A 20093-nucleotide genomic window follows, 5' to 3' on the forward strand; every position below is an offset into this window, starting at 1 on the left:
ACTATGGAAGCCATTTTTATTAAAGCCACCGATGTTTCACCCGAAGTTATTTTCAGCCCTGCCGATAAAAAATTTTCAATCTCGGGATGGTCGCGCCCTGAAAGCCCGTCAAAGTTTTATGCTCCCATTGCAAAATGGATTGAGGAACATGGAGAAAAACAATTGAACGGTGCGACAATAAATTTCAAAATAGAATATTTCAATACGCCTTCCGCGCGCGTGCTCCGCGAAATCCTTGACCAATTGGAAAATCTTCATAAGAAAGGAGTGAAGGTAGGAGTGAATTGGTATTACGATGATGAAAGCTCCAAAGAAGAATTCGAATATGAATTTGCGCAGGGGCTGACAATTCCCATCAATTTCATAGAGAAGAATTAATTTTTCCATCTTACTTTTCAAGCAATTACACCCGTTTTCAAGCTTATTTTAAATTATATGTATATACATATAATATTAATACATACATTTGCTTTATGAAATTAGAAGAGGAAATAAAGCAAAGTAAGTTTAAGAATGAATACCACAAGTTAGGAGTGAATATTATTTACACTGCCAACTGGCTCTCACATCATCACAGCAGGCAGTGTAAAGAGTTTGAAATTACTCCTGAGCAGTTCAACATCCTCAGAATTCTCCGCGGGCAACATCCGAACCCGGCAACGGTGAATCTTTTAATTGAGCGCATGCTGAATAAAATGTCAAACGCTTCGCGCCTGGTGGAGAAGTTGAGGAAGAAAGGATTGGTGGAAAGAAAAATTTCAAAAGAAGATAGAAGAGCTTGTGAAGTATTAATTACAAAGAAAGGATTGGACTTGCTGAAGGAAATGGATATTGCAGAAAAGGAAATGATTAAACTGATGTCGCACCTTTCGGATTCAGATGTAAAGAAAGCAAATAATATTTTAGATAAGTTGAGAAAGTAAAAAAATTTAAACTAATGTATGTACGTACATATAATGTAAAAACAAACAATAACTGCCACAGATTTCTCTAATGGGCACAGATTTATCTGTGATAATCTGTGCAATCAGTGGCTAAAACCAACAACAAAATGAAAAATCAAAATTCAGGAGAAACAATCTCCACAGCAAAACAAAACGTGTATGATGTCGATGCAAAACTTAGCCGCCTCGAATGGAGGGGCAAAAAGATTGGAGGAGAACATTCAGGAATCATTTCTCTTTCCAGCGGAAAAATTTACAGGGAGGACGGAAAAATTTCCGGAATTTTTGAAATTGACATAGCGAGTATTTCCAGCACCGACCTTGCAGGAGGGTGGAAAGAAAAACTGGATGGGCATTTAAAGTCAGAAGATTTCTTTGGCGTGGAAAAATTTCCCAAAGCAACACTGGAGATTATGGAAGCAGTTCCTGCAGGGAAAGAGTATCGCGTGAACGCGAACTTAACCATCAAGGGAAAAACACATCCCGTGGAATTCAGCGCAGGAATTAAATTCGAAGAAAATACAATCTCAGCAGAAGGCGAAGTAATTATTGACCGTTCGAAATACGATGTACGTTACGGCTCTAAATCATTCTTCGCGAACATTGGCGATAAAATGATTCATGATGATTTTGCTGTGAAGTTTCATATCATTGCCACGAAATAAAATGGACAGAAGAAAATTCATCATCAATTCAGTAATCGGCACAGGCGCTATGGTAACACTCAATTCATTCATGAAAGATTTTGCAGACGAAAAATCTGCGGAGAAAATGCCTGTACTTTTTGTCGGGCACGGAAACCCCATGAATGCGATTGAGAAAAATGAGTATCACAACAAATGGACGGAACTGGGAAAAGCATTACCGAAACCTAAAGCGATTCTTGTTGTGTCGGCTCACTGGCTTACGAAAGGAACAAAAGTTACCGCGATGGAAAAACCAAAAACCATTCACGACTTTGGTGGATTCCCCGATGAACTTTTCGCGCAGCAATATCCCGTGAAAGGTTCGCCTGAGTTCGCAAAGGAAACACAGTCGCTTATTACGAAAACAAAAGTGCAATCTGATTTTGAATGGGGGCTCGACCACGGAACATGGAGCGTTTTACTGCCGATGTTTCCGAATGCCGATATTCCTGTTTTCCAACTGAGCATTGATTATTCGCAACCACCACAGTTTCATTATGAACTCGCCAAAGAACTTTCCGCGCTGAGAAAAAAAGGCGTGCTCATTATCGGGAGCGGAAACATCGTTCACAATCTCGGAATGATTGACTGGGGCGGGAAACCTTACGACTGGACGATTGAGTTCGATGCGAAGATCAAACAGTTCATTGACGAACAAAATCATTCTGCCATTATTAATTACGATAAACTCGGTACAATCGCAAAACTTGCGGTGCCCACCAACGACCATTACCTTCCTCTTCTCTACTCGCTGGCGCTGCAGGAGAAAAATGAAAATGTTTCTTACTTCAATGAAAAATGCGAGATGGGTTCCGTAAGCATGCGTTCACTTTTAATTCAATAAAAAATATGTCAGTCACCATCATTCCAAAAGAACAACAGGCACATGGCGCTTTCGATGGAGGAAAAATTCTCGAGCGCAAGCCCATTGGCTTTCCACAGGACGGAGGAAAAGTCCGCCCGTATTCAACATTATTTTACTGGGCGCATGCATGGAGTGAAAAAGGCGGATTGATTGGCGAACATCCACACAAAGGTTTTGAGATAATGTCCTTTGTTCTCACCGGAGAAATTGAGCATTACGACAGCAAACTGAAGGGATGGAAAAAATTAAAAGCAGGTGATGTGCAAATCATTCGTGCAGGAAGCGGTATTACTCATGCAGAGAAAGTAAACGGCTCAGCATCCATTTTCCAAATCTGGTTCGACCCGGATTTGAACAAAACTCTTTCCCAACCCGCTTCATACAATGATTACACGGGAGATAGTTTCCCTGTTTTTGAAGATAAAGAATCAAAAGCTAAAGTGATGGTGGGTGGAACACAAGTAATAATGGACAGCAAAGTAGATTACATCCAGGAAATTACTTTTTATGTTTCCGAAAAAAATTTTCCGCTGAAAGAAGATTCCGTTTATTCTTTTTTTCTTCTCGAAGGTTCGCTTGAAGTGAACGGACAAAAGATGAGTGAAGGGGATTATGCCATTGCAAAACAGGAAACAGAAATGAAATTTACTTTCATCGAAAAAAATTCCCGCATCTTCATTATCAAAACTCCGCTTGAACCGGGCTTTGATACCTATGCGAAAATGATGGGGAATTAAAAAAGGCATTTCCCTGCATAAGAAATACAAATTCTGCCATCAGTTACAAAAATTCTTAGAGCAGAATTTAAAGTTCTTCCTTCCTTTTTTAAAATTCCACCATAAGAAAATAAAATTCTTCCATCAGTTTTTGAAATTCCACCTTCTATTTTTTAAATTCTTCTCGTAGAAAAAGATATTCTACCAGTAGGAAATAATATTCTTCCGGTAGAAAAAGAAATTCTACCAGAAGAAAATAAAATTCTTCCCCCCTTTTTTGAAATTCTGATGGCTGTTTTTTCTAAACTGCCTGCTGCCAATTGCCTACTGCCGTTCTATTGCTGTGTAAACGGAAAAGGATTGCTCGGTTTGCTCTTACCCGCAGCGTTAATGGCATATACGCGCACAAAAATTTTTGCGGTAACATTCGGGATAATCAACTTTGTGCTTGACACTGCCTCCAAAACTGTTTTCCACGATTCCTCATTGTCGGGAGTGGTGGTGGTTTGAGCGGAATATGTATTTCCTTTCGTAGATTTTTGCGTGGCTTTTTCAGCGGCAAGGGCTTTTTTCTTTTTGCGGTCTAAAAATATTTTTGCGGTGTGCGCCTCCTTGCCTTCGGTTATTTTTTTAATCACCGGAGAATCGGGCACTGCGCTTTTCTGCGGCTGCGCGTTGTTGTCGAAGCCCGATTTATTAATAACGGTCAAATCACCATTGGCAATTTGTTTTACATATGGGCGAAGTTTCAGGTTGAGCATGTCATACACCGCTTTGCTCTGCGCGTTTCTGTCCTGCACCTTTTGCGAATTGCCTTTTGCCTGCCCTATGAGCAAGCCAAGTAAATCGTTTGCATTTTTAAAACCCACCACGGTGCTTGGTGGCGGAGGCGAGTTAAGCGGAATGGGCGGTGTTACAAAAATAGTTGCATTCGCATAAACGCCTTGCGTGATTACGCGCGTGGCTATTTCGTTCACCAATAAAAAATCTTTTGCCGTGCAGTGCATAGCCGGCTCGTTGGGGTGTTTGGATGCCATAGGTTTGAAGTTAGAATGTGATTGATTTAGGTATGTGAAAAAATTTTTACGAATATACTTTTCGGTATAGCATACAATATGTCGTGTTTAAGACATTCTCTATAAATAAAGCCGGCTTGAATGACTTTTGTAAGAAACAAAACACCATGAAAAAAAACAAAAGCCGGGCGGTAGATTTAATTTATGCCGAAGTAATTCTACTGAACATGGCGGGAATTGCCGACAAAGAAATAGGCGCGCGCATTGTAAAAAAATGCACCGAGCGAAACGTATCGCGCCACAAGAAAGCCATTATGGATATTTATTGCAGAGAAGGTTTTCGGGATATGTCGGTGGTGGTGGAAAAAGTTACCTCCAGCGGATTCATTCACACGCTGCTCGAACTTTTTAAAGACAGGCATCCCGATGCCGTTGCCGCCATCAGCCGCAAATTTACGCACACCAAAAAAGAAGAAAACGGCAAAACAGTTTTTTATGTTTGCGAAGCAGAAGAACAGGTGAAAGGCAATTAATATTTTTTGCTTGTGTAAAGGGTATCTGTATTTTTGCGAATACATCTCACAGAGTCCCGAAGCGGAGACTCTGCTGCGACAGAAAGTAATTAGGCACAATGCAAAAAAAACCAAAACAACAGGTACAGTTTTTCAACGGCAGACAAAAACTATTTCCGTAAGTAGTTTTTGTCGGGTAATTATATGCCCGATTTTACTTTGCATACAATTACAAAAATTATAATCAGAGCAAGAATGAAAATTAAATTTTGTGTGTTAAAATTTTTCATGTGATTTTGTTTTTTTGTTATACTTGATTTTGAAGACGCAATGTACAAATCAAAAACATAAAGACATACATAGCTGAAAAATATATTTTGGATTTGTATTAATTACTTAATACAAAATTTACAAATGTTAATTAAGTAACAAGAAATTAATAGATGAAACAACTTATTTTATATTTTTTAATGTTTCCCATTGCGGTTACTGCTCAGCAAAACAATAAAATTGATTCTTTGAAAAAAGTTCTTCTCACCGCAAGTGACGATACGAATAAAGTGAATGCGCTGAATGAACTCAGTAAGGAATTTAAAAGCAATAATCCTGACACCGCAATTTACTTTGCAAAGAATGCTGGCTTGTTGGCAGAAAAAATAAATTACAAAAAAGGAATTGCAGAATCTGAACTCTGGCAGGGCACGGCAATTACCAATCTCGGCAAATACGAAGAGGCATTACAATATCTCCACAAAGCAATTGAAATATTAATTTCTCTTTCTAATAATAAATTGGCTCTTGCGCGAGCTCACAACGGCATCGGAAATATTTATACTCTGCAAGGCAATTATCCCGAAGCCCTGAAAGAACATTTTGCCTCTCTTAAAATAAAAGAAGAAATAGGAGATAAAAAAGGCATTGCCGGTTCTCATGGCAACATCGGAAATATTTATATGTATCAAGGCAATTACCCGGAAGCCCTGAAAGAACTTTTCGCTGTTTTGAAAACCTTTGAAGAAATTGGAGATAAAAATTTCATTGCCATGTCTCACAACAGTATCGGAAATATTTATTACGCCCAAAGCAATTACCCCGGAGTTAACCCTCTAGAGCGTGATTCCTTGTTCAACAGGGCGCTTAAAGAACATTTTGCTGCGCTGAAAACAAGAGAAGAAATTAAAGATAAGCAGGGCATTGCCACTTCTCACAATAACATCGGAGCTATTTATTATGACCAAGGAAATTATCCCGATGCCCTGAGAGAGCATTTTGCTTCCCTGAAAATAATGGAAGAAATTGGAAATAAATATGGCATTGGCTCTTCTCATAAAAACATTGGAGAAACATACATAAAGCAAGGCAAAGCAAAAGAAGGAAAAGAAGAACTGGAAAAGAGCTTGGCATTAAGCAAAGAAACAGGCAGCAAAGATGGCATTAAAGAAAGTTACGCGGGGCTTGCAAAAGCCGATAGCGCGCTTGACAATTATAAAAGCGCGTATAACAATTATAAACTATATATTATATATAAGGATAGCTTACTCAACGAAGAGAATACCAAAAAAAGCGTTCGTGCGCAAATGAATTATGATTTTGATAAAAAAGAATCCCTTGCCAAAGCCGAGCAGGAAAAAAAAGATGCAATAGTTGAAGAAGAAAAGCGCAGGCAAAAAATGTTTTTATTTTCTGTTATTGGCGGCTTGTTATTAGTGGTAGTTTTTTCAGGTTTTCTTTTTAACCGTTTTAGAGTAACACAAAGGCAAAAGAAAATAATTGAAAAACAAAAACTGCTTACCGATGAGAAAAATAAAATCATTGAAGAAAAAAATAAAGACATTACTGATAGCATTAACTACGCGCAGCGCATACAAAGAGCGTTGCTTGCGAGTGATGGTTTGCTAAACAAAAACCTTGGCGAGCATTTTGTTTTATTCAAGCCAAAAGATATTGTGAGCGGAGATTTTTATTGGGCAACAGAATCAGTTGGCAGTAAGCAGTTGGCAATAGGCAATGAAACAACAAATAGATTCTACTTAGCAGTTTGTGATTCGACCGGACATGGTGTTCCGGGACTTTCATGAGTTTACTTAACATTTCTTTTCTCAACGAGGCAATCAATGAAGAAGAGTTAGTTCAGCCGAATGAAGTATTTAATCATGTTCGCCAGCGGTTGATTGAAAATATTTCTCAGGATGGAGGGAAGGATGGAATGGATGGCATCTTGATAAGTCTCAAGTCACAAGTTTCAAATTCCAAATCCCAAGAAAACAGCCAGGTTCAAATATCCTATGCGGCAGCGCACAATGCGCCTATACTTATTCGCAACGGAGAGTTAACTGAATTAGAAGCGGACAAGATGCCTGTTGGCGCAGGAGATAATAAAGATTCTTTCACACATTATTCCCTCCCGCAAACTCCTCCCCTGACGGGGGAGGTTGGGAGGGGGCAAGGCATTCTGTATCTCTACACCGATGGCTTTGCCGACCAGTTTGGCGGACCTAAAGGAAAGAAGTTCAAATACAAACCGCTCAATGATTTATTATCGGTAAACAGTTCCAAACCCATGGCGGAACAAAAACTTATTCTCGAAAAAACATTTGAGGATTGGAAAGGCAACTTAGAACAAGTGGATGATGTACTTATAATCGGTATAAAAGTTTAAATGGTTGTGCGCTCTAATACGCCAGTATCGGGCTGAGCCACTTCTCCGCTTCTTCTACAGAAATATTTTTCCGCTTCGCGTAATCTTCCACCTGGTCTTTCTGAATTTTCCCTGTTCCGAAATAATAAGATTCAGGATGAGAAAAATATAATCCGCATACAGCAGCTGTCGGAAACATCGCCATGCTTTCAGTCAAAATAATCCCTGTATTCTTTTCTGCTTCGAGTAAATCAAAAAGAGTTTTCTTCTCTGTATGATCCGGCTGCGCAGAGTAACCCGGTGCAGGACGAATGCCCTGATATTTTTCCCGGATCAAATCTTCGTTGGAAATATTTTCATCTTTCGCGTAGCCCCATAATTCTTTTCTCACTTTCAAATGCATGAGTTCCGAAAATGCTTCCGCTAATCTGTCTGCAAGTGCCTTCAGCATGATGGAAGAATAATCATCGTGATTTTTTTCAAACTCTTTTAATTTTTTCTCTATGCCGATTCCGGTTGTAACGGCAAAGGCACCAATGAAATCATTTTCGGGTTTTACAAAATCAGATAGAGCAACATTTTTTTGTCCGCTTGGCTTTTTTGTCTGCTGACGGATGGTATGAAAAACAGTTTTATTTTTTGTTTCGCTCAAAACAATATCATCTCCCACCGCTTTAGCAGGGTAAAACCCGACAACCGCATTTGCCTGAAGCCATTGCCCTTCAATAATTTTTTTCAGCATTGCTTGAGCGTCATTAAAAAGTGTTTTTGCTTCTGCTCCGCGTTCTTTGTCATCAAATATCTTCGGGTAAGTTCCTTTCATTTCCCAGCTATGGAAAAACGGAGTCCAGTCAATAAACTTTGCTATTTCTTCGAGCGGATATTTTTTAAATGCTTTGTTCCCAATGAAACTCGGCTTTATAGAAATGGCAGAGCTATTCAGCGAAAATTTATTTTCTCTTGCCTTTTCAAGTGACAAATAAATATTCTGAGAGCCGGATTTTTTATTCTGCTCGCGGATTCTATCATATTCATCACGAACATTTTTAACAAAATCTTTTTGCATTGCTTTCGAAACCAGATTTCCTACAACAGGTACGCTTCGCGAAGCATCGTTCACATGCACCACGGGGAATTTATAGTTCGGTTCTATCTTCACTGCCGTATGAACCTTTGATGTTGTCGCACCGCCAATGAGAAGCGGAATATCAAATCCCTGTCGCTCCATTTCTTTGGCAACATGCACCATTTCATCCAGCGATGGAGTGATGAGTCCGCTCAGTCCGATAATGTCTGCATTTTCTTTTTTTGCTGTCTCTAAAATTTTATCACATGGCACCATCACGCCCAGATCAATAATCTCATAGTTGTTGCAGGCAAGCACAACCCCCACAATATTTTTTCCAATGTCGTGCACATCGCCTTTCACCGTAGCGAGAACAATTTTTCCTTTCTTTTCTCCTTTTGTTTTTTCCGCTTCAATGTAAGGAGTGAGATGTGCAACGGCTTTTTTCATCACGCGCGCGCTCTTCACAACCTGCGGTAAAAACATTTTCCCGCTGCCAAATAAATCTCCAACCACTCCCATTCCGTTCATCAGCGGTCCTTCAATGACTTCAATTGCTTTCGAACAATTTTTTCTCGCTTCTTCGGTATCCAATTCGATGTAATCTGTAATTCCTTTTACGAGTGAATGCGTAAGTCGTTCCTGAACATTTCCCTTTCTCCATTCTTCATCCTTCGCGTCTTTTTGTTTTCCTTTTCCTTTTATTGTTTCGGCATACGTAACTAATTTCTCCGTGGCTTCTTCTTTTCTATCCAGCAAAACATCTTCAACTAACTCCAAAAGTTCTTTCGGAATTTCATCATACACCTGCAACTGTGAAGGATTCACAATACCCATATCCATTCCTTCTTTGATAGCGTGATATAAAAACGCGGAGTGAATCGCTTCACGCACCAAATCATTTCCGCGAAACGAAAACGAAACATTGCTCACGCCTCCGCTGATTTTTGCAAAAGGAAGATTTTGTTTTATCCATTTTGTAGCACGGAAATAATCGAGCGCGTTTTTTCTATGCTCTTCCATTCCGGTTGCAACAGGAAAAATATTCGGGTCAAAGATTATATCCTGCGGAGGAAACTTCACCTGTTCTGTAAGAATTTTATACGCGCGTTCGCAAATCTGGATTCTCCGCTCGTAAGAATCGGCTTGCCCTTGTTCGTCAAATGCCATGACGACAGTTGCCGCGCCATACTTCTTAACAATTTTCGCCTGGCGGATAAATTCTTTTTCGCCTTCCTTCATCGAAATGGAATTCACGATTCCTTTTCCCTGAATGCATTTCAGTCCCGCTTCAATCGCGTGAAACTTGGACGAATCCACCATGATGGGTACTTTAGAAATATCCGGCTCACTCGCAATGAGGTTACAGAATTTTGTCATCGCTTCAATCGCATCCAGCATACCTTCGTCCATACAAATGTCAATCACCTGAGCACCGCCTTCGACTTGTTCGCGGGCAACAGTGAGCGCTTCATCATATTTTCCATCAAGAATAAGTTTTGCGAATTTGCGAGAGCCAGTAACATTTGTCCGTTCACCAACATTCATGAAATTAGAATCAGGGCGATACGTAACTGCTTCCAGTCCACTCAAACGCAAATAGGGTTCCACTTTCGGAATTTTTCTCGGAGGAGTTTTTTTTGCGTGCTGCGCAATGTGACGAATGTGATCGGGAGTAGTTCCGCAGCAGCCGCCAACAATATTGATAAATCCGCTATGAAGAAAATCATCTATCTGATGACACATTGTTTCGGGCGTTTCATCGTATTCGCCAAACTGATTCGGCAATCCTGCATTCGGATAACAGGAAACAAAAAACGGAGCTTTCTCAGAAAGCTCTTCGAGATACGGTCTCATTTCTTTTGCTCCCAGCGCGCAGTTCAAACCCACGCTCAATAACTTCACATGCGAAACAGAATTCAGAAACGCTTCAACCGTTTGTCCTGACAAAGTTCTTCCGCTCGCGTCAGTAATCGTTCCCGAAACCATCACAGGAAGTTCAATATTTTTTTCTTCGAAAATATTTTGAATCGCGAAGAGTGCTGCTTTTGCATTAAGCGTATCGAAAATAGTTTCAACTAAAATCAAATCAACTCCGCCATCAATTAAACCTCGTAACTGTTCTGAATAGGTTTCAACCACTTCATCAAAAGTCACAGCGCGAAAACCCGGGTCGTTCACATTCGGGGAAAGAGAAAGAGTTTTGTTTGTAGGGCCGAGAGCACCAGCAACAAAACAGTTGGCAGTTGGCAGTCGGCAGTCGGCAAGAAATTCTGTAACAGCAGCACGTGCGATTTTCGCTGCTTCTAAATTAATTTCATACGCCAAACTTTCCATCTTGTAATCTGCGAGAGAAATTTTCTGCGCGTTGAAAGTATTCGTCTCAATAATATCAGCGCCAGCTTTCAAATATTCGAGGTGAATGTTTTTGATAATATCAGGCTGAGTGAGAACGAGCAAATCGTTGTTACCTTTCAAATCAGATTTCCAATCGGCAAAACGTTTCCCGCGATAATCCGCTTCACTCAACTTGTGCTGCTGAATCATCGTTCCCATTGCTCCGTCAATGACGAGAATGCGTTCGGTTAATATTTTTCTTATATCATTCATGTTCAAAAAAAAATCTCCACTGGTTTGTCAGAGGAGATTATAATATTTTGTTTTATAATTTCTGACTTATCTTTCTACGATTTGGCACCGTTTTCCCGATAAATCGGGACTGGTTGTCAAGGCTTCATCGGGCGTCTCCCTCTGCCTTTCGTGATAAGTAATTAAAAAGAAAGTTATGCAAATATACACAAGAGAAACGAATGGGCAAAAATCACTTTTTTACCCGCATGAATTTGCTTTTCACAAAATCAACAATCTGTTTGCGGAAAAAAAATCCAAGAAGAAGATAAGGCATAGCAAGGAGATAAAGAATTCCTGTATTAAGTTTTTTCCCGACAGTTCCTGTATTTGCACCGTCAGTTGCAATTTTTCGGCACATGGAACATTGAGCGATGGAATCATCAGCAAGAATAACTACAAGAACAATTATGCCAAGTATTATCAGCAGATATGTCCATTTGAATTTCATTAATCAAATATAAGAAGAAAACTATTGAGGATAATACGGTGAAATCATAAAGTAAACAACCACTCCTGTGATGGTGACATAGAGCCAAATCGGATAACTCCAGCGGACAATTCTTCTGTGCTGCGGAACTTTCATATTCAATCCGAAATAAAATGACATTAATATGAAAGGAAGAATCAGCGCGGCAAGAAAAATATGTGTGAGCAAAATGAATAAATAAATTGGACGCAAATTATTTTCAGCAGGGAATTTTGTTTCTTCAGAAAAGAAATGATAGAGAATGTATGAAACCAAAAACAGACATGAAAGAAAAAATGCTGTGATGTTTATTTTTTTGTGTGTTGAAATTTTTTTCTGTTTGATAAAATACAATGAAGCAAGAAGAAGGACCGAACAAGTTCCGTTCAGCGTTGCATTCAAGGGAGCAAGATATTTTACAAAGTCAGGGACATAATCCGGTTTTGGAATTATATTGAGGATTACTACGACTGCAAATACGACAAAGGAAATAATTATGCTCAGTATGAAAAATTTTTTGTCATTCATAGTTAATGTTTTTGATAAAGTTGAGGTTTCCCGTTTTTCGCTTCGTATTCAGCGCCAAGAATTTTTATATCGTTGATTAATTTATTTACTGCGGTTGTATCTGTTCCATCATAATAGCCGCGAATTCTTTTTTCTTTATCCACCAGCACAAATAGTTCGCTGTGCAGAAATCCGCCAGGCGCGCGCGGGTCTTCATCTACGGCAAGTTTATAGCCGTCAACTCCAATATCGTAAATATCTTTTTTATTTCCTGTAACAAGCGACCATTTTTTTGAATCTGCATGAACGAGTTCAGAATATTTTTTAAGAACCGGAACACTGTCGTGAACCGGATTTACGCTATGAGAAATAATTCTGAAGTCAGAATTTTTCTGCGTAACCACATTTACTTTTTCCAAGTTGAACATCATCTTCGGGCAAATGGTGGGACAAGTTGTGAAAAAGAAATCAGCCACATATATTTTATTTTCAAATTTCTTTTCTGTAATAGTATCTCCATCCTGGTCAATGAATCTGAATGGAGGAATGGTATGATAAACGGTATCTGTTTTTTCTTTTCCGTCAACAACAATTGTCTTTACATCTTCAGGATAAAAAATTGGCAGGTGCATCATGTGATGTTTTCCGGAGGAGAAAAAAACATAAACCAGCGCGGGAAGCAAAAGAATAACAAGAAGCAAAATAGTTTTTTTCATACTTCAAATCAGCGAATCCCGATAGCTACCGGGACGAATCTATACGAATATACGAAAGAGAAATACAGAAAGGATAGAAAATAAAAATGAAAAATAATTTTCGCAATGTTCGTAACCTTTTGTTTTTCGAAGATTACTCGTGAGCCGTTTCTTCTGTCTGCTGCATTTGCTTAATAGGGTCAAGCAAATCGCGGAAGCCCTGCGAATAACTTCCTTCCGTGATGGCAGTCATATATATAAGGTAGACAACAAACAACGCATACGGGCCAAGAATTGCCCAGCGGAGCCATTTGCTTTCATCGCCAAGATGCATGAACGCCATCACGATGTAGCCCGCTTTCACAAGCGTGAATGTGACGAAGAAAATTATCAAGTATGTTTTTGAAATGTGCATGGATTCGTGAATGGATTTCCATTTCCAGCCGACAAAAAGTTCGATGAGCGTTACAACCAATAAAAGCCAGAACACCTGCATGAGATGTTTTCTTACGCCAACGCCTGCATCTGCATCGTGCTGCGCGATGCGTTCATAATCGGGAAAGCCATCTTGAAATTCCATAAATTATTTTTTATAATGTTTAGAGTAAATAAAAAAATGTGAACACGAACACCCAAACCAAATCCACGAAGTGCCAGTACAATCCTGTCTTCTCCACCCATTCATAATGTCCGCGCTTTTCGAAAACACCATTGTATGCCATCAGGAAAGTAACGATGTTAATCACTACTCCGCTGAAAACGTGAAAGCCGTGAAAGCCCGTCACACCAAAAAAGAAATTTGCGTAGTGTGGTGTTACGGAATATTCATTGTAGTGAAGATTGGCTCCGCGAAAAACCTGTTCAACCCATTGTCCGTCTACTAACATCCACCTGTAAGCACCGTGTTCGGAGCCATTGATAAAAATTGACCACTCCCAAACCTGCGAGAGAAGAAAAATTAATCCGCCAACAATGGTGAGCCCAAGCCAGAGAAGAACTGCTTTTTTATCGCAGCGATGACCGGCTTCCACAGCGAGCACCATGGTAACAGAACTTAAAATCAAATCGAAAGTCATCCATCCCACATAGACAAGTGGAAGGTGCGCGTGCGTGAACGGAAAATGCGTGAACACATCAGTGGAAGCGGGCCAAATGTCGGCATATTTATGGCGAAAAAATCCGAGCGCAACCAAAAGTCCGGAAAAAGTCAGCGCGTCTGAAATCAAAAAGAACCACATGAACATTTTTCCCGAACTGATTCCCATCGGAGAAGTTCCACCTCCCCATCCTTGCGGTTTTGCTATTGCATGCGACATAAAAAATTTAGAGTTTAAATATTTTATCTACTAATTTACTAATCGCTACTAATGTACTAATGACAGCCACTTTCATTTCGTATTTTTCGTACCGTTTCGTTTTTCCTCCGAAGGAGTCCCTTCGGGAGAAGATTACCGAGCAAAGTATAAGAACAAAAACAAATACACCCAGAGCAAATCAAGAAAGTGCCAAAAAATAGAAGCCAGTTGCAAACCTAATAAATTTTTTGAATGATATATTTCCCGGAAAGATTTTATACAAACAAATATTAACATACCGATTCCTCCTGTCAAATGTACAAGATGTGCGCCTGAAATTACATAAAGGAAAGAGCCCGCAGGATTGCTTCCCTGTCCACCGATAAAAATTCCCTGCGCAACCAATGCTTTCCATGCGAGGAACTGGCAAACTATAAAAGTGAATCCGAGAAAAAGTGTGAGAAGCATTCCCAGTTTTACTCCGGAGAAATTATCTTTCTTCGCAGATTGATAAGCAAAAATCATGGTGAAACTGCTTGCAATAATTACAACAGTGCTCACATAAAAAATTTTTGGAAGTTCAAACGTAAGCCACCCCGGATCTCCTCTTCGCACCATGTAAGCGCTCGTGAGTCCGCCAAAAATCATGCACATGGAGATAATGGCAAGCCACATCATCGGCTTGTAAGAGCGTTGGCGAATAGATTCTTTTTCTTCTGTGGAAATTTCCATATACTATAAATGGAAGGATAGAAGGGTGGAATAATGGAAGAACATGGGCTGTTGACCAACCTTCCAACTTTCCACTATTCCATTCTTCCTTTCTTTTTTCATCCTAACAAAATTGCAAGTTGAACAATGGGTAAGTATGCAAACGAGCCGAACATTACTTCACGGGCAGATTTAATGGAACAATCTCTGTACAATTTAATGGACTGATAGAAAAAAATAATTCCGCAGATTGAAATAATCAGCGGAGCAAAAAAAGTTGCCGTCATTTTAAACAGCACGGGAATCATGCTGATGAGAAGAAGAAACAAAGTGTAAATCAAAATCTGGAATGCGCTTGCTTTATCTCTTCCTTTCGAAGGGAGCAAATGAAACCCTGCTTTTTGATAATCATCGTGCATCACCCATGCGATTGCCCAGAAGTGCGGGAACTGCCAAACAAACTGAATCGCAAACAAAACTAATCCTGCAAATGGCATGTGCCCGAAATTTTCTGTTGCAGCAATGGCTCCAAGCAGCGGAGGAAATGCTCCGGGGAATGCTCCGACCAAAACAGCGAATGCAGTTTTTCTTTTCAGCGGAGTATACGCAAAAACATAAAGTGTAATTGAAAGCGCGCTGAGCAAACTGCTGAGCGGATTCAGAAAAAACCAGAGAATAATTAGTCCTGCAATTCCGATTACTGAAGCGAAAATAATTCCTTCGTTCACCGTCATTCTTTCCTGCGGAAGCGGGCGCATCATCGTGCGCTCCATAATTTTGTCGAAATTTCTTTCGATAATCTGATTGAAACCATTTGCTGAACCGGTTACTAAAAATCCCGCAAGCGTTAACCATCCCACTTTTGCCCAGTCAATACTTCCGTTTGAAATCAATACAAAACCAATCACTGCGGAAAAAACAACAAGCGAACTCAAACGCAGTTTGATAAACATAGCGTAATCCGTTATTTTGGAATTGGAAGTTGGCTGAGCGATGGTCTGGGACGAATTACTTTGCACAAATTTTTTTTAACGGCTCGAATATACAAAACTTGTTTTATAGAGGAGAGGAAAAGGAAAATCTAAAAATCTTTTTCTTCGAATAATTTTTTCTTTACTTCTTCGCTCACTTTGCTTTGATTATTACCTTCAGGACTATTGGCTTCCGGCTTGAGCTTTGCTAATTTTTTTGCTTTGAAGAAAAAAGGAAGTTGTGCAAGCGCAACGGCTGAAGAAAAAATTATAATAAAGGAAGCGGTAGGAGAAAGATTTCTCAAAATAATTGAAAGTGAAACGATAAAAATAGTTGCTCCGTAAAGAGTGAGTGAAGCCGAGCGATGATTCATTCCGGTGTCGAGCAGCGCGTGATGAATATGATTCCGGTCTGCTTCGAAAGGCGAAACTCCTTTTACAGTTCTGTAAACAAAAATCCGCAACGTATCAATCAGCGGGTAAGCAAGAATTGCCATGACAAAAATCGGCCGTGGAATTTCTGAAATAATGGTGTCGCTCACATTCGCATGAGGAGTTTCAATGGCTTTGATGGCAAGAACCGAAAGCATTAATCCGATAGTGGTTGAACCGGAATCGCCCATAAATAATTGCGCGGGAGAAAAATTGAAAAACAAAAATGCAAGCAGTGAACCCGCCAGCGAAAAAGATAAAAGAGACATAACAATATCCTGAGCGAGAAAAAACCAAACTCCAAATATGAAGGAAGCAATAAAACCGATTCCGGCTGCAAGCCCGTCAATCCCATCTATAAAATTCATTGCATTAATGATGACGATAATGGCGAAGAGTGAAATAAAAATACTCGACCAGAAAGGAATTTCGTCAATGTCGAAAATTCCCTGCATACTTTTTATGCGAATGTCTGCCATTAGTACAATCATTAGCGCCACCAGCACATGCGCGGCTAATCGTTTAATAGGTGAAGTGCCGATGATGTCATCTTTTACGCCCACAAAAAATAAAACGAATACGGTTGCGAGAATATATTTGAAATCATTCAGCGCGGATTTTGTTACTTCAAGCGCCAGCGCATTTTTTAAATAAGTGGAACTTCCTACATCAATGTCGAGTAAATTATCGGAAGGGAACCAAAGGACGAAAGAAAAAAATGTTCCGGCAAAAATTATAACTCCGCCAATTGTTGGAACAACGCGCTTGTGCAGTTTCCTTTCTTCAGTTGGCTCATCAAACAAGCGTTTTAGTATGGCAACTTTTATTAAGGAAGGAGTGCACAGCAAAACCACACCGAAAGCAGTAACAAAAGTGAGAAGAAGAAGTTCCAAGTGAAAAGTATTTGAGCAAATTTACGGAAAAGAAGTAAGAAGGTTACAAAGAGTTTTTAGCAGGTGAAAATTAATTCAATTAACGCTAAAATTTCTCTTTCACCTCCTCATACACTTTCCGGATTCCTTCTTCCAAACCAATTTTATACTTCCATCCAAGCTTATTAATCTTTGAAACATCCATAAGTTTGCGGGGAGTTCCATCGGGCTTTGAAGAATCGTATTTTAATTCTCCTTCGTAACTGACAATTTTCTTAATCAGAAGAGCAAGGTCTTTAATAGAAATATCATCGCCCATTCCAACATTTATCTGCCCGTCATCATTATAATTTTCCATAAGAAAAAAACAAGCATCAGCCACATCATCCGTGTGAAGAAATTCTCTTTTAGGAGTTCCGCTTCCCCAGATTTCTACAAAAGGATTTTTATTTTTTTTCGCTTCATGAAATTTTCTAAGCAGAGCAGGAAGCACGTGAGAATTATTTAAATCATAGTTATCATTCGGCCCGAATAAATTTGTCGGCATCACGGAAATAAAATTGCAGCCGTACTGTGCACGGTAAGCATCACACATTTTTATTCCAGTGATTTTTGCCACTGCATAAGGCTCATTCGTATGTTCAAGCAAACCGGTAAGCAAATATTCTTCTTTCATAGGCTGGAGAGCAAGTTTTGGATAAATGCAGGATGAGCCGAGGAACAAAAGTTTTTTCACCTTATTTTCATAGGAGGAATGAATCACATTATTCTGAATCATCAGGTTTTGGTAGATAAAATCAGCGCGGTAAGTATTGTTTGCATTGATTCCGCCCACTCTTGCTGCGGCAAGAAAAACATATTCAGGTTTTTCTTTTAAAAAAAATCCTTCACAGAAGATTGATTTGCTAAATCAAGTTCCTTGGAAGTTCTTGTAATAATATTTGTGAATCCTTCTTTCTGAAGTTTCCGCAGGATTGCAGAACCGACCATTCCTCGATGTCCGGCTAAATATATTTTGGATGTTTTTTCCACTGGCTGCTTCTTGGGATTTGGTGCTTGGAGCTTGGAGTTTGGGACTTTTACTCGTGCTGATTTAAAATATTATGCCCTCCTTCAGCAAGATATTTATCTCGTTCGAAAAGTTTTATGTCGCTCGACACCATTTCTTTTACCAAATCTGCGACTGTATATTTCGGAGCCCATCCGAGAACTTTTTTTGCCTTCGAGGCATCTCCAACAAGCAGATCTACTTCTGAAGGGCGGAAGTATTTTTCGTCAATTTCAACAATTGTTTTTCCGGAAGAAGCATCAATTCCTTTTTCATGTATTCCTTTTCCCTTCCATTCTATTTTCGCTCCTGTTTCTGCAAAAGCCATTTCAACAAATTTTCTTACAGATATTTTTTTTCCTGTTGCGAGAACAAAATCATCTGCCTCTTTTTGCTGGAGCATCAGATACATTCCTTCCACATAATCTTTCGCATGACCCCAATCGCGCTCGGCATCTAAATTTCCTAGGAAAACTTTTTTCTGAAGGCCGAGAAAAATTTTTGCAGCAGCACGGGTGATTTTTCTTGTAACAAAAGTTTCACCGCGCACAGGGCTCTCGTGATTAAATAAAATTCCGTTGCAGGCGAACATATTGTATGCTTCGCGATAATTTTTTGTAATATAAAATGCGTATGCCTTGGCAGCACCATACGGACTTCTCGGATTGAAAGGTGTAGTTTCCTTCTGTGGAATTTCTAAAACTTCTCCGTAAAGTTCAGAAGTGGATGCCTGATAGAATTTTGTTTTCTTTTCTAATTTCAGAATTCGGATTGCCTCGAGCAAACGAAGTGCGCCAATCGCGTCAGCATTCGCGGTATATTCTGGAGTTTCAAAAGAAACACGCACATGCGATTGCGCTGCGAGATTATAAATTTCATCGGGCTGCGTTTCCTGAACAATGCGAATCAAATTTGTGCTGTCGGTCAAATCTCCATAGTGAAGAAAAAACTTTACGCCTTTCTCATGCTGATCTTCGTATAAATGGTCGACACGCTGTGTGTTGAAGAGAGAACTTCTGCGTTTGATGCCGTGAACGGTGTATCCTTTTTTCAAAAGAAGGTCGGCAAGATATGCTCCGTCTTGCCCTGTAATTCCGGTGATAAGTGCAACTTTAGACATTTATTTTTTATTTTAATTTTTAATAACCCGTTTTTGAACTTCCAATATTTTCTACCGGGTGCCAGGTTGTTTTTATTTCGGTTGTATCAAGAATGAAATAGGGATTCTGAGAAGATTCGTTCAGCCAGTTTTCTTTTCGGATGAAGCAGCGTTTCACATTCAAGGAAGAATTCTCTTGAACTTTTTTTATTTCATCGGAATTTTTTCTGCAGTAAATAATTGCGTTCACATCCATATGATTGGAAAAAGGTTCGAGAAGTTCGGAAGATTTTCCTGTGAGAATATTTACAACTCCTGCGGGAACATCGGATGAATTCAAAACCTCTGCAAATGTAACTGCGCAGAGCGGTTTTGTTTCAGAAGCAAGAACCACACAGGTGTTTCCGCTGGCAATAACAGGTGTGATTACCGAAACCAATCCGATTAAAGAATTTTCTTCCGGAGCGATGAGGGAAACAACTCCTGTCGGCTCGGGAACAGAAAAATTAAAATGCGAAGATGAAACAGGATTCACTGTTGAAAAAATCTGTGAATATTTATCGCACCATCCGGAATAATAAACCAATCTGTCTATCGAAAGTGAAACTTCTTTCTCCGCATCTTTTTTGTTTCCGCCCTGCAAAATAATTTCTGAAATGAATTGTGATTTTCTTCCCTCCAGCATTTCCGCAATGCGATAAAGTATTTGTGAGCGGTTGAAAGCGTTTCTAGCACTCCATCCGGCAAATGCACCTCTTGCTGAGACAACAGCATTCCGAAAGTCTTTTTTAGAAGACAAGCAAATGTTCGCCAGCGTTTCTCCTTTTTTATTTTTCAAAGGATAAAATCTTCCGCTCTCGGTTCGCGGGAATTGCCCTCCGATATAAATCTTGTATGTTTTCTGAATGTCTATTCTTTCCATC

Annotated in this window: 20 protein-coding genes, 1 pseudogene and 1 riboswitch; of the genes and pseudogenes, 8 read left to right on the plus strand and 13 right to left on the minus strand. The window is 39.6% G+C overall.

Going from position 1 to position 20093, the window contains the following annotated elements:
• The first annotated feature begins 3 nt into the window (after positions 1-3).
• From HY063_03835 to HY063_03855, 5 genes are all read left to right on the plus strand, one after another.
• Positions 4-378 (plus strand): DUF1987 domain-containing protein, encoded by a 375-nt coding sequence (locus tag HY063_03835; protein ID MBI3500904.1) that lies wholly within the window; start codon positions 4-6, stop codon positions 376-378.
• Between the two features lie 95 nt (positions 379-473).
• On the plus strand, positions 474-923 hold the full coding sequence (locus HY063_03840; protein MBI3500905.1) for a MarR family transcriptional regulator: 450 nt from the start codon (positions 474-476) through the stop codon (positions 921-923).
• A gap of 128 nt (positions 924-1051) precedes the next feature.
• Entirely contained in the window at positions 1052-1609 is a 558-nt protein-coding gene (locus HY063_03845; GenBank protein ID MBI3500906.1) for a YceI family protein, read from the plus strand.
• A gap of 1 nt (position 1610) precedes the next feature.
• Entirely contained in the window at positions 1611-2474 is an 864-nt protein-coding gene (gene ygiD / locus HY063_03850) for a 4,5-DOPA dioxygenase extradiol (protein MBI3500907.1), read from the plus strand.
• 5 nt (positions 2475-2479) lie between these two features.
• Complete coding sequence (locus HY063_03855; GenBank protein ID MBI3500908.1) at positions 2480-3232, plus strand: pirin family protein; 753 nt, start codon at positions 2480-2482, stop codon at positions 3230-3232.
• Between the two features lie 314 nt (positions 3233-3546).
• Here HY063_03855 and HY063_03860 read toward each other — a convergent pair whose 3' ends face one another.
• On the minus strand, positions 3547-4248 hold the full coding sequence (locus HY063_03860) for a fibronectin type III domain-containing protein (protein MBI3500909.1): 702 nt from the start codon (positions 4246-4248) through the stop codon (positions 3547-3549).
• A 146-nt stretch (positions 4249-4394) separates the two neighbouring features.
• Between HY063_03860 and HY063_03865 the strand changes: the two genes are divergently transcribed.
• The 3 genes from HY063_03865 to HY063_03875 all read left to right on the plus strand — a co-directional run bounded on the left by HY063_03865 (position 4395) and on the right by HY063_03875 (position 7398).
• Positions 4395-4760: a hypothetical protein gene (locus HY063_03865; protein ID MBI3500910.1), complete on the plus strand. Its 366-nt coding sequence runs from the start codon at positions 4395-4397 to the stop codon at positions 4758-4760.
• 422 nt (positions 4761-5182) lie between these two features.
• Complete coding sequence (locus HY063_03870) at positions 5183-6817, plus strand: tetratricopeptide repeat protein (protein MBI3500911.1); 1635 nt, start codon at positions 5183-5185, stop codon at positions 6815-6817.
• The gene (locus HY063_03875) at positions 6814-7398 is read left to right on the plus strand and encodes a SpoIIE family protein phosphatase (GenBank protein ID MBI3500912.1); all 585 of its coding nucleotides are present in this window, start codon (positions 6814-6816) and stop codon (positions 7396-7398) included. The genes HY063_03870 and HY063_03875 overlap by 4 nt, the downstream gene beginning before the upstream one ends.
• A 13-nt stretch (positions 7399-7411) precedes the next feature.
• On the opposite strand, the gene metH is transcribed toward HY063_03875, so the two are convergent.
• The 12 genes and pseudogenes from metH to HY063_03935 form a co-directional block, all read right to left on the minus strand.
• The gene (metH, locus tag HY063_03880; protein MBI3500913.1) at positions 7412-11053 is read right to left on the minus strand and encodes a methionine synthase; all 3642 of its coding nucleotides are present in this window, start codon (positions 11051-11053) and stop codon (positions 7412-7414) included.
• A gap of 63 nt (positions 11054-11116) precedes the next feature.
• A riboswitch (SAM riboswitch) is annotated at positions 11117-11213 on the minus strand.
• 51 nt (positions 11214-11264) lie between these two features.
• On the minus strand, positions 11265-11522 hold the full coding sequence (locus HY063_03885; GenBank protein MBI3500914.1) for a hypothetical protein: 258 nt from the start codon (positions 11520-11522) through the stop codon (positions 11265-11267).
• 21 nt (positions 11523-11543) lie between these two features.
• A complete protein-coding gene (locus HY063_03890) occupies positions 11544-12068 on the minus strand; it encodes a DUF420 domain-containing protein (protein MBI3500915.1) in 525 nt (174 codons plus the stop codon).
• A gap of 2 nt (positions 12069-12070) precedes the next feature.
• Entirely contained in the window at positions 12071-12763 is a 693-nt protein-coding gene (locus tag HY063_03895) for an SCO family protein (protein ID MBI3500916.1), read from the minus strand.
• A 133-nt stretch (positions 12764-12896) separates the two neighbouring features.
• The gene (locus HY063_03900) at positions 12897-13322 is read right to left on the minus strand and encodes a cytochrome C oxidase subunit IV family protein (protein MBI3500917.1); all 426 of its coding nucleotides are present in this window, start codon (positions 13320-13322) and stop codon (positions 12897-12899) included.
• A gap of 19 nt (positions 13323-13341) precedes the next feature.
• Entirely contained in the window at positions 13342-14058 is a 717-nt protein-coding gene (locus HY063_03905) for a cytochrome c oxidase subunit 3 (protein MBI3500918.1), read from the minus strand.
• Between the two features lie 132 nt (positions 14059-14190).
• Positions 14191-14769 carry a heme-copper oxidase subunit III gene (locus HY063_03910; protein MBI3500919.1) on the minus strand — a complete coding sequence of 193 codons (579 nt, stop codon included), beginning with the start codon at positions 14767-14769 and terminating at the stop codon, positions 14191-14193.
• A 98-nt stretch (positions 14770-14867) separates the two neighbouring features.
• Positions 14868-15701: a protoheme IX farnesyltransferase gene (gene cyoE, locus HY063_03915; GenBank protein MBI3500920.1), complete on the minus strand. Its 834-nt coding sequence runs from the start codon at positions 15699-15701 to the stop codon at positions 14868-14870.
• A gap of 128 nt (positions 15702-15829) precedes the next feature.
• A complete protein-coding gene (locus HY063_03920; GenBank protein ID MBI3500921.1) occupies positions 15830-17044 on the minus strand; it encodes an undecaprenyl/decaprenyl-phosphate alpha-N-acetylglucosaminyl 1-phosphate transferase in 1215 nt (404 codons plus the stop codon).
• A gap of 85 nt (positions 17045-17129) precedes the next feature.
• Positions 17130-18013, minus strand: a pseudogene (locus tag HY063_03925) (GDP-L-fucose synthase).
• Positions 18014-18102: 89 nt separating this feature from the next.
• Positions 18103-19191: a GDP-mannose 4,6-dehydratase gene (gmd, locus tag HY063_03930; protein ID MBI3500922.1), complete on the minus strand. Its 1089-nt coding sequence runs from the start codon at positions 19189-19191 to the stop codon at positions 18103-18105.
• Between the two features lie 19 nt (positions 19192-19210).
• Entirely contained in the window at positions 19211-20092 is an 882-nt protein-coding gene (locus HY063_03935; GenBank protein ID MBI3500923.1) for an aldehyde dehydrogenase family protein, read from the minus strand.
• Position 20093: the final 1 nt, after the last annotated feature.

The sequence above is a fragment of the Bacteroidota bacterium genome (assembly GCA_016195025.1).
Taxonomy (GTDB): domain Bacteria; phylum Bacteroidota; class Bacteroidia; order Palsa-948; family Palsa-948; genus Palsa-948.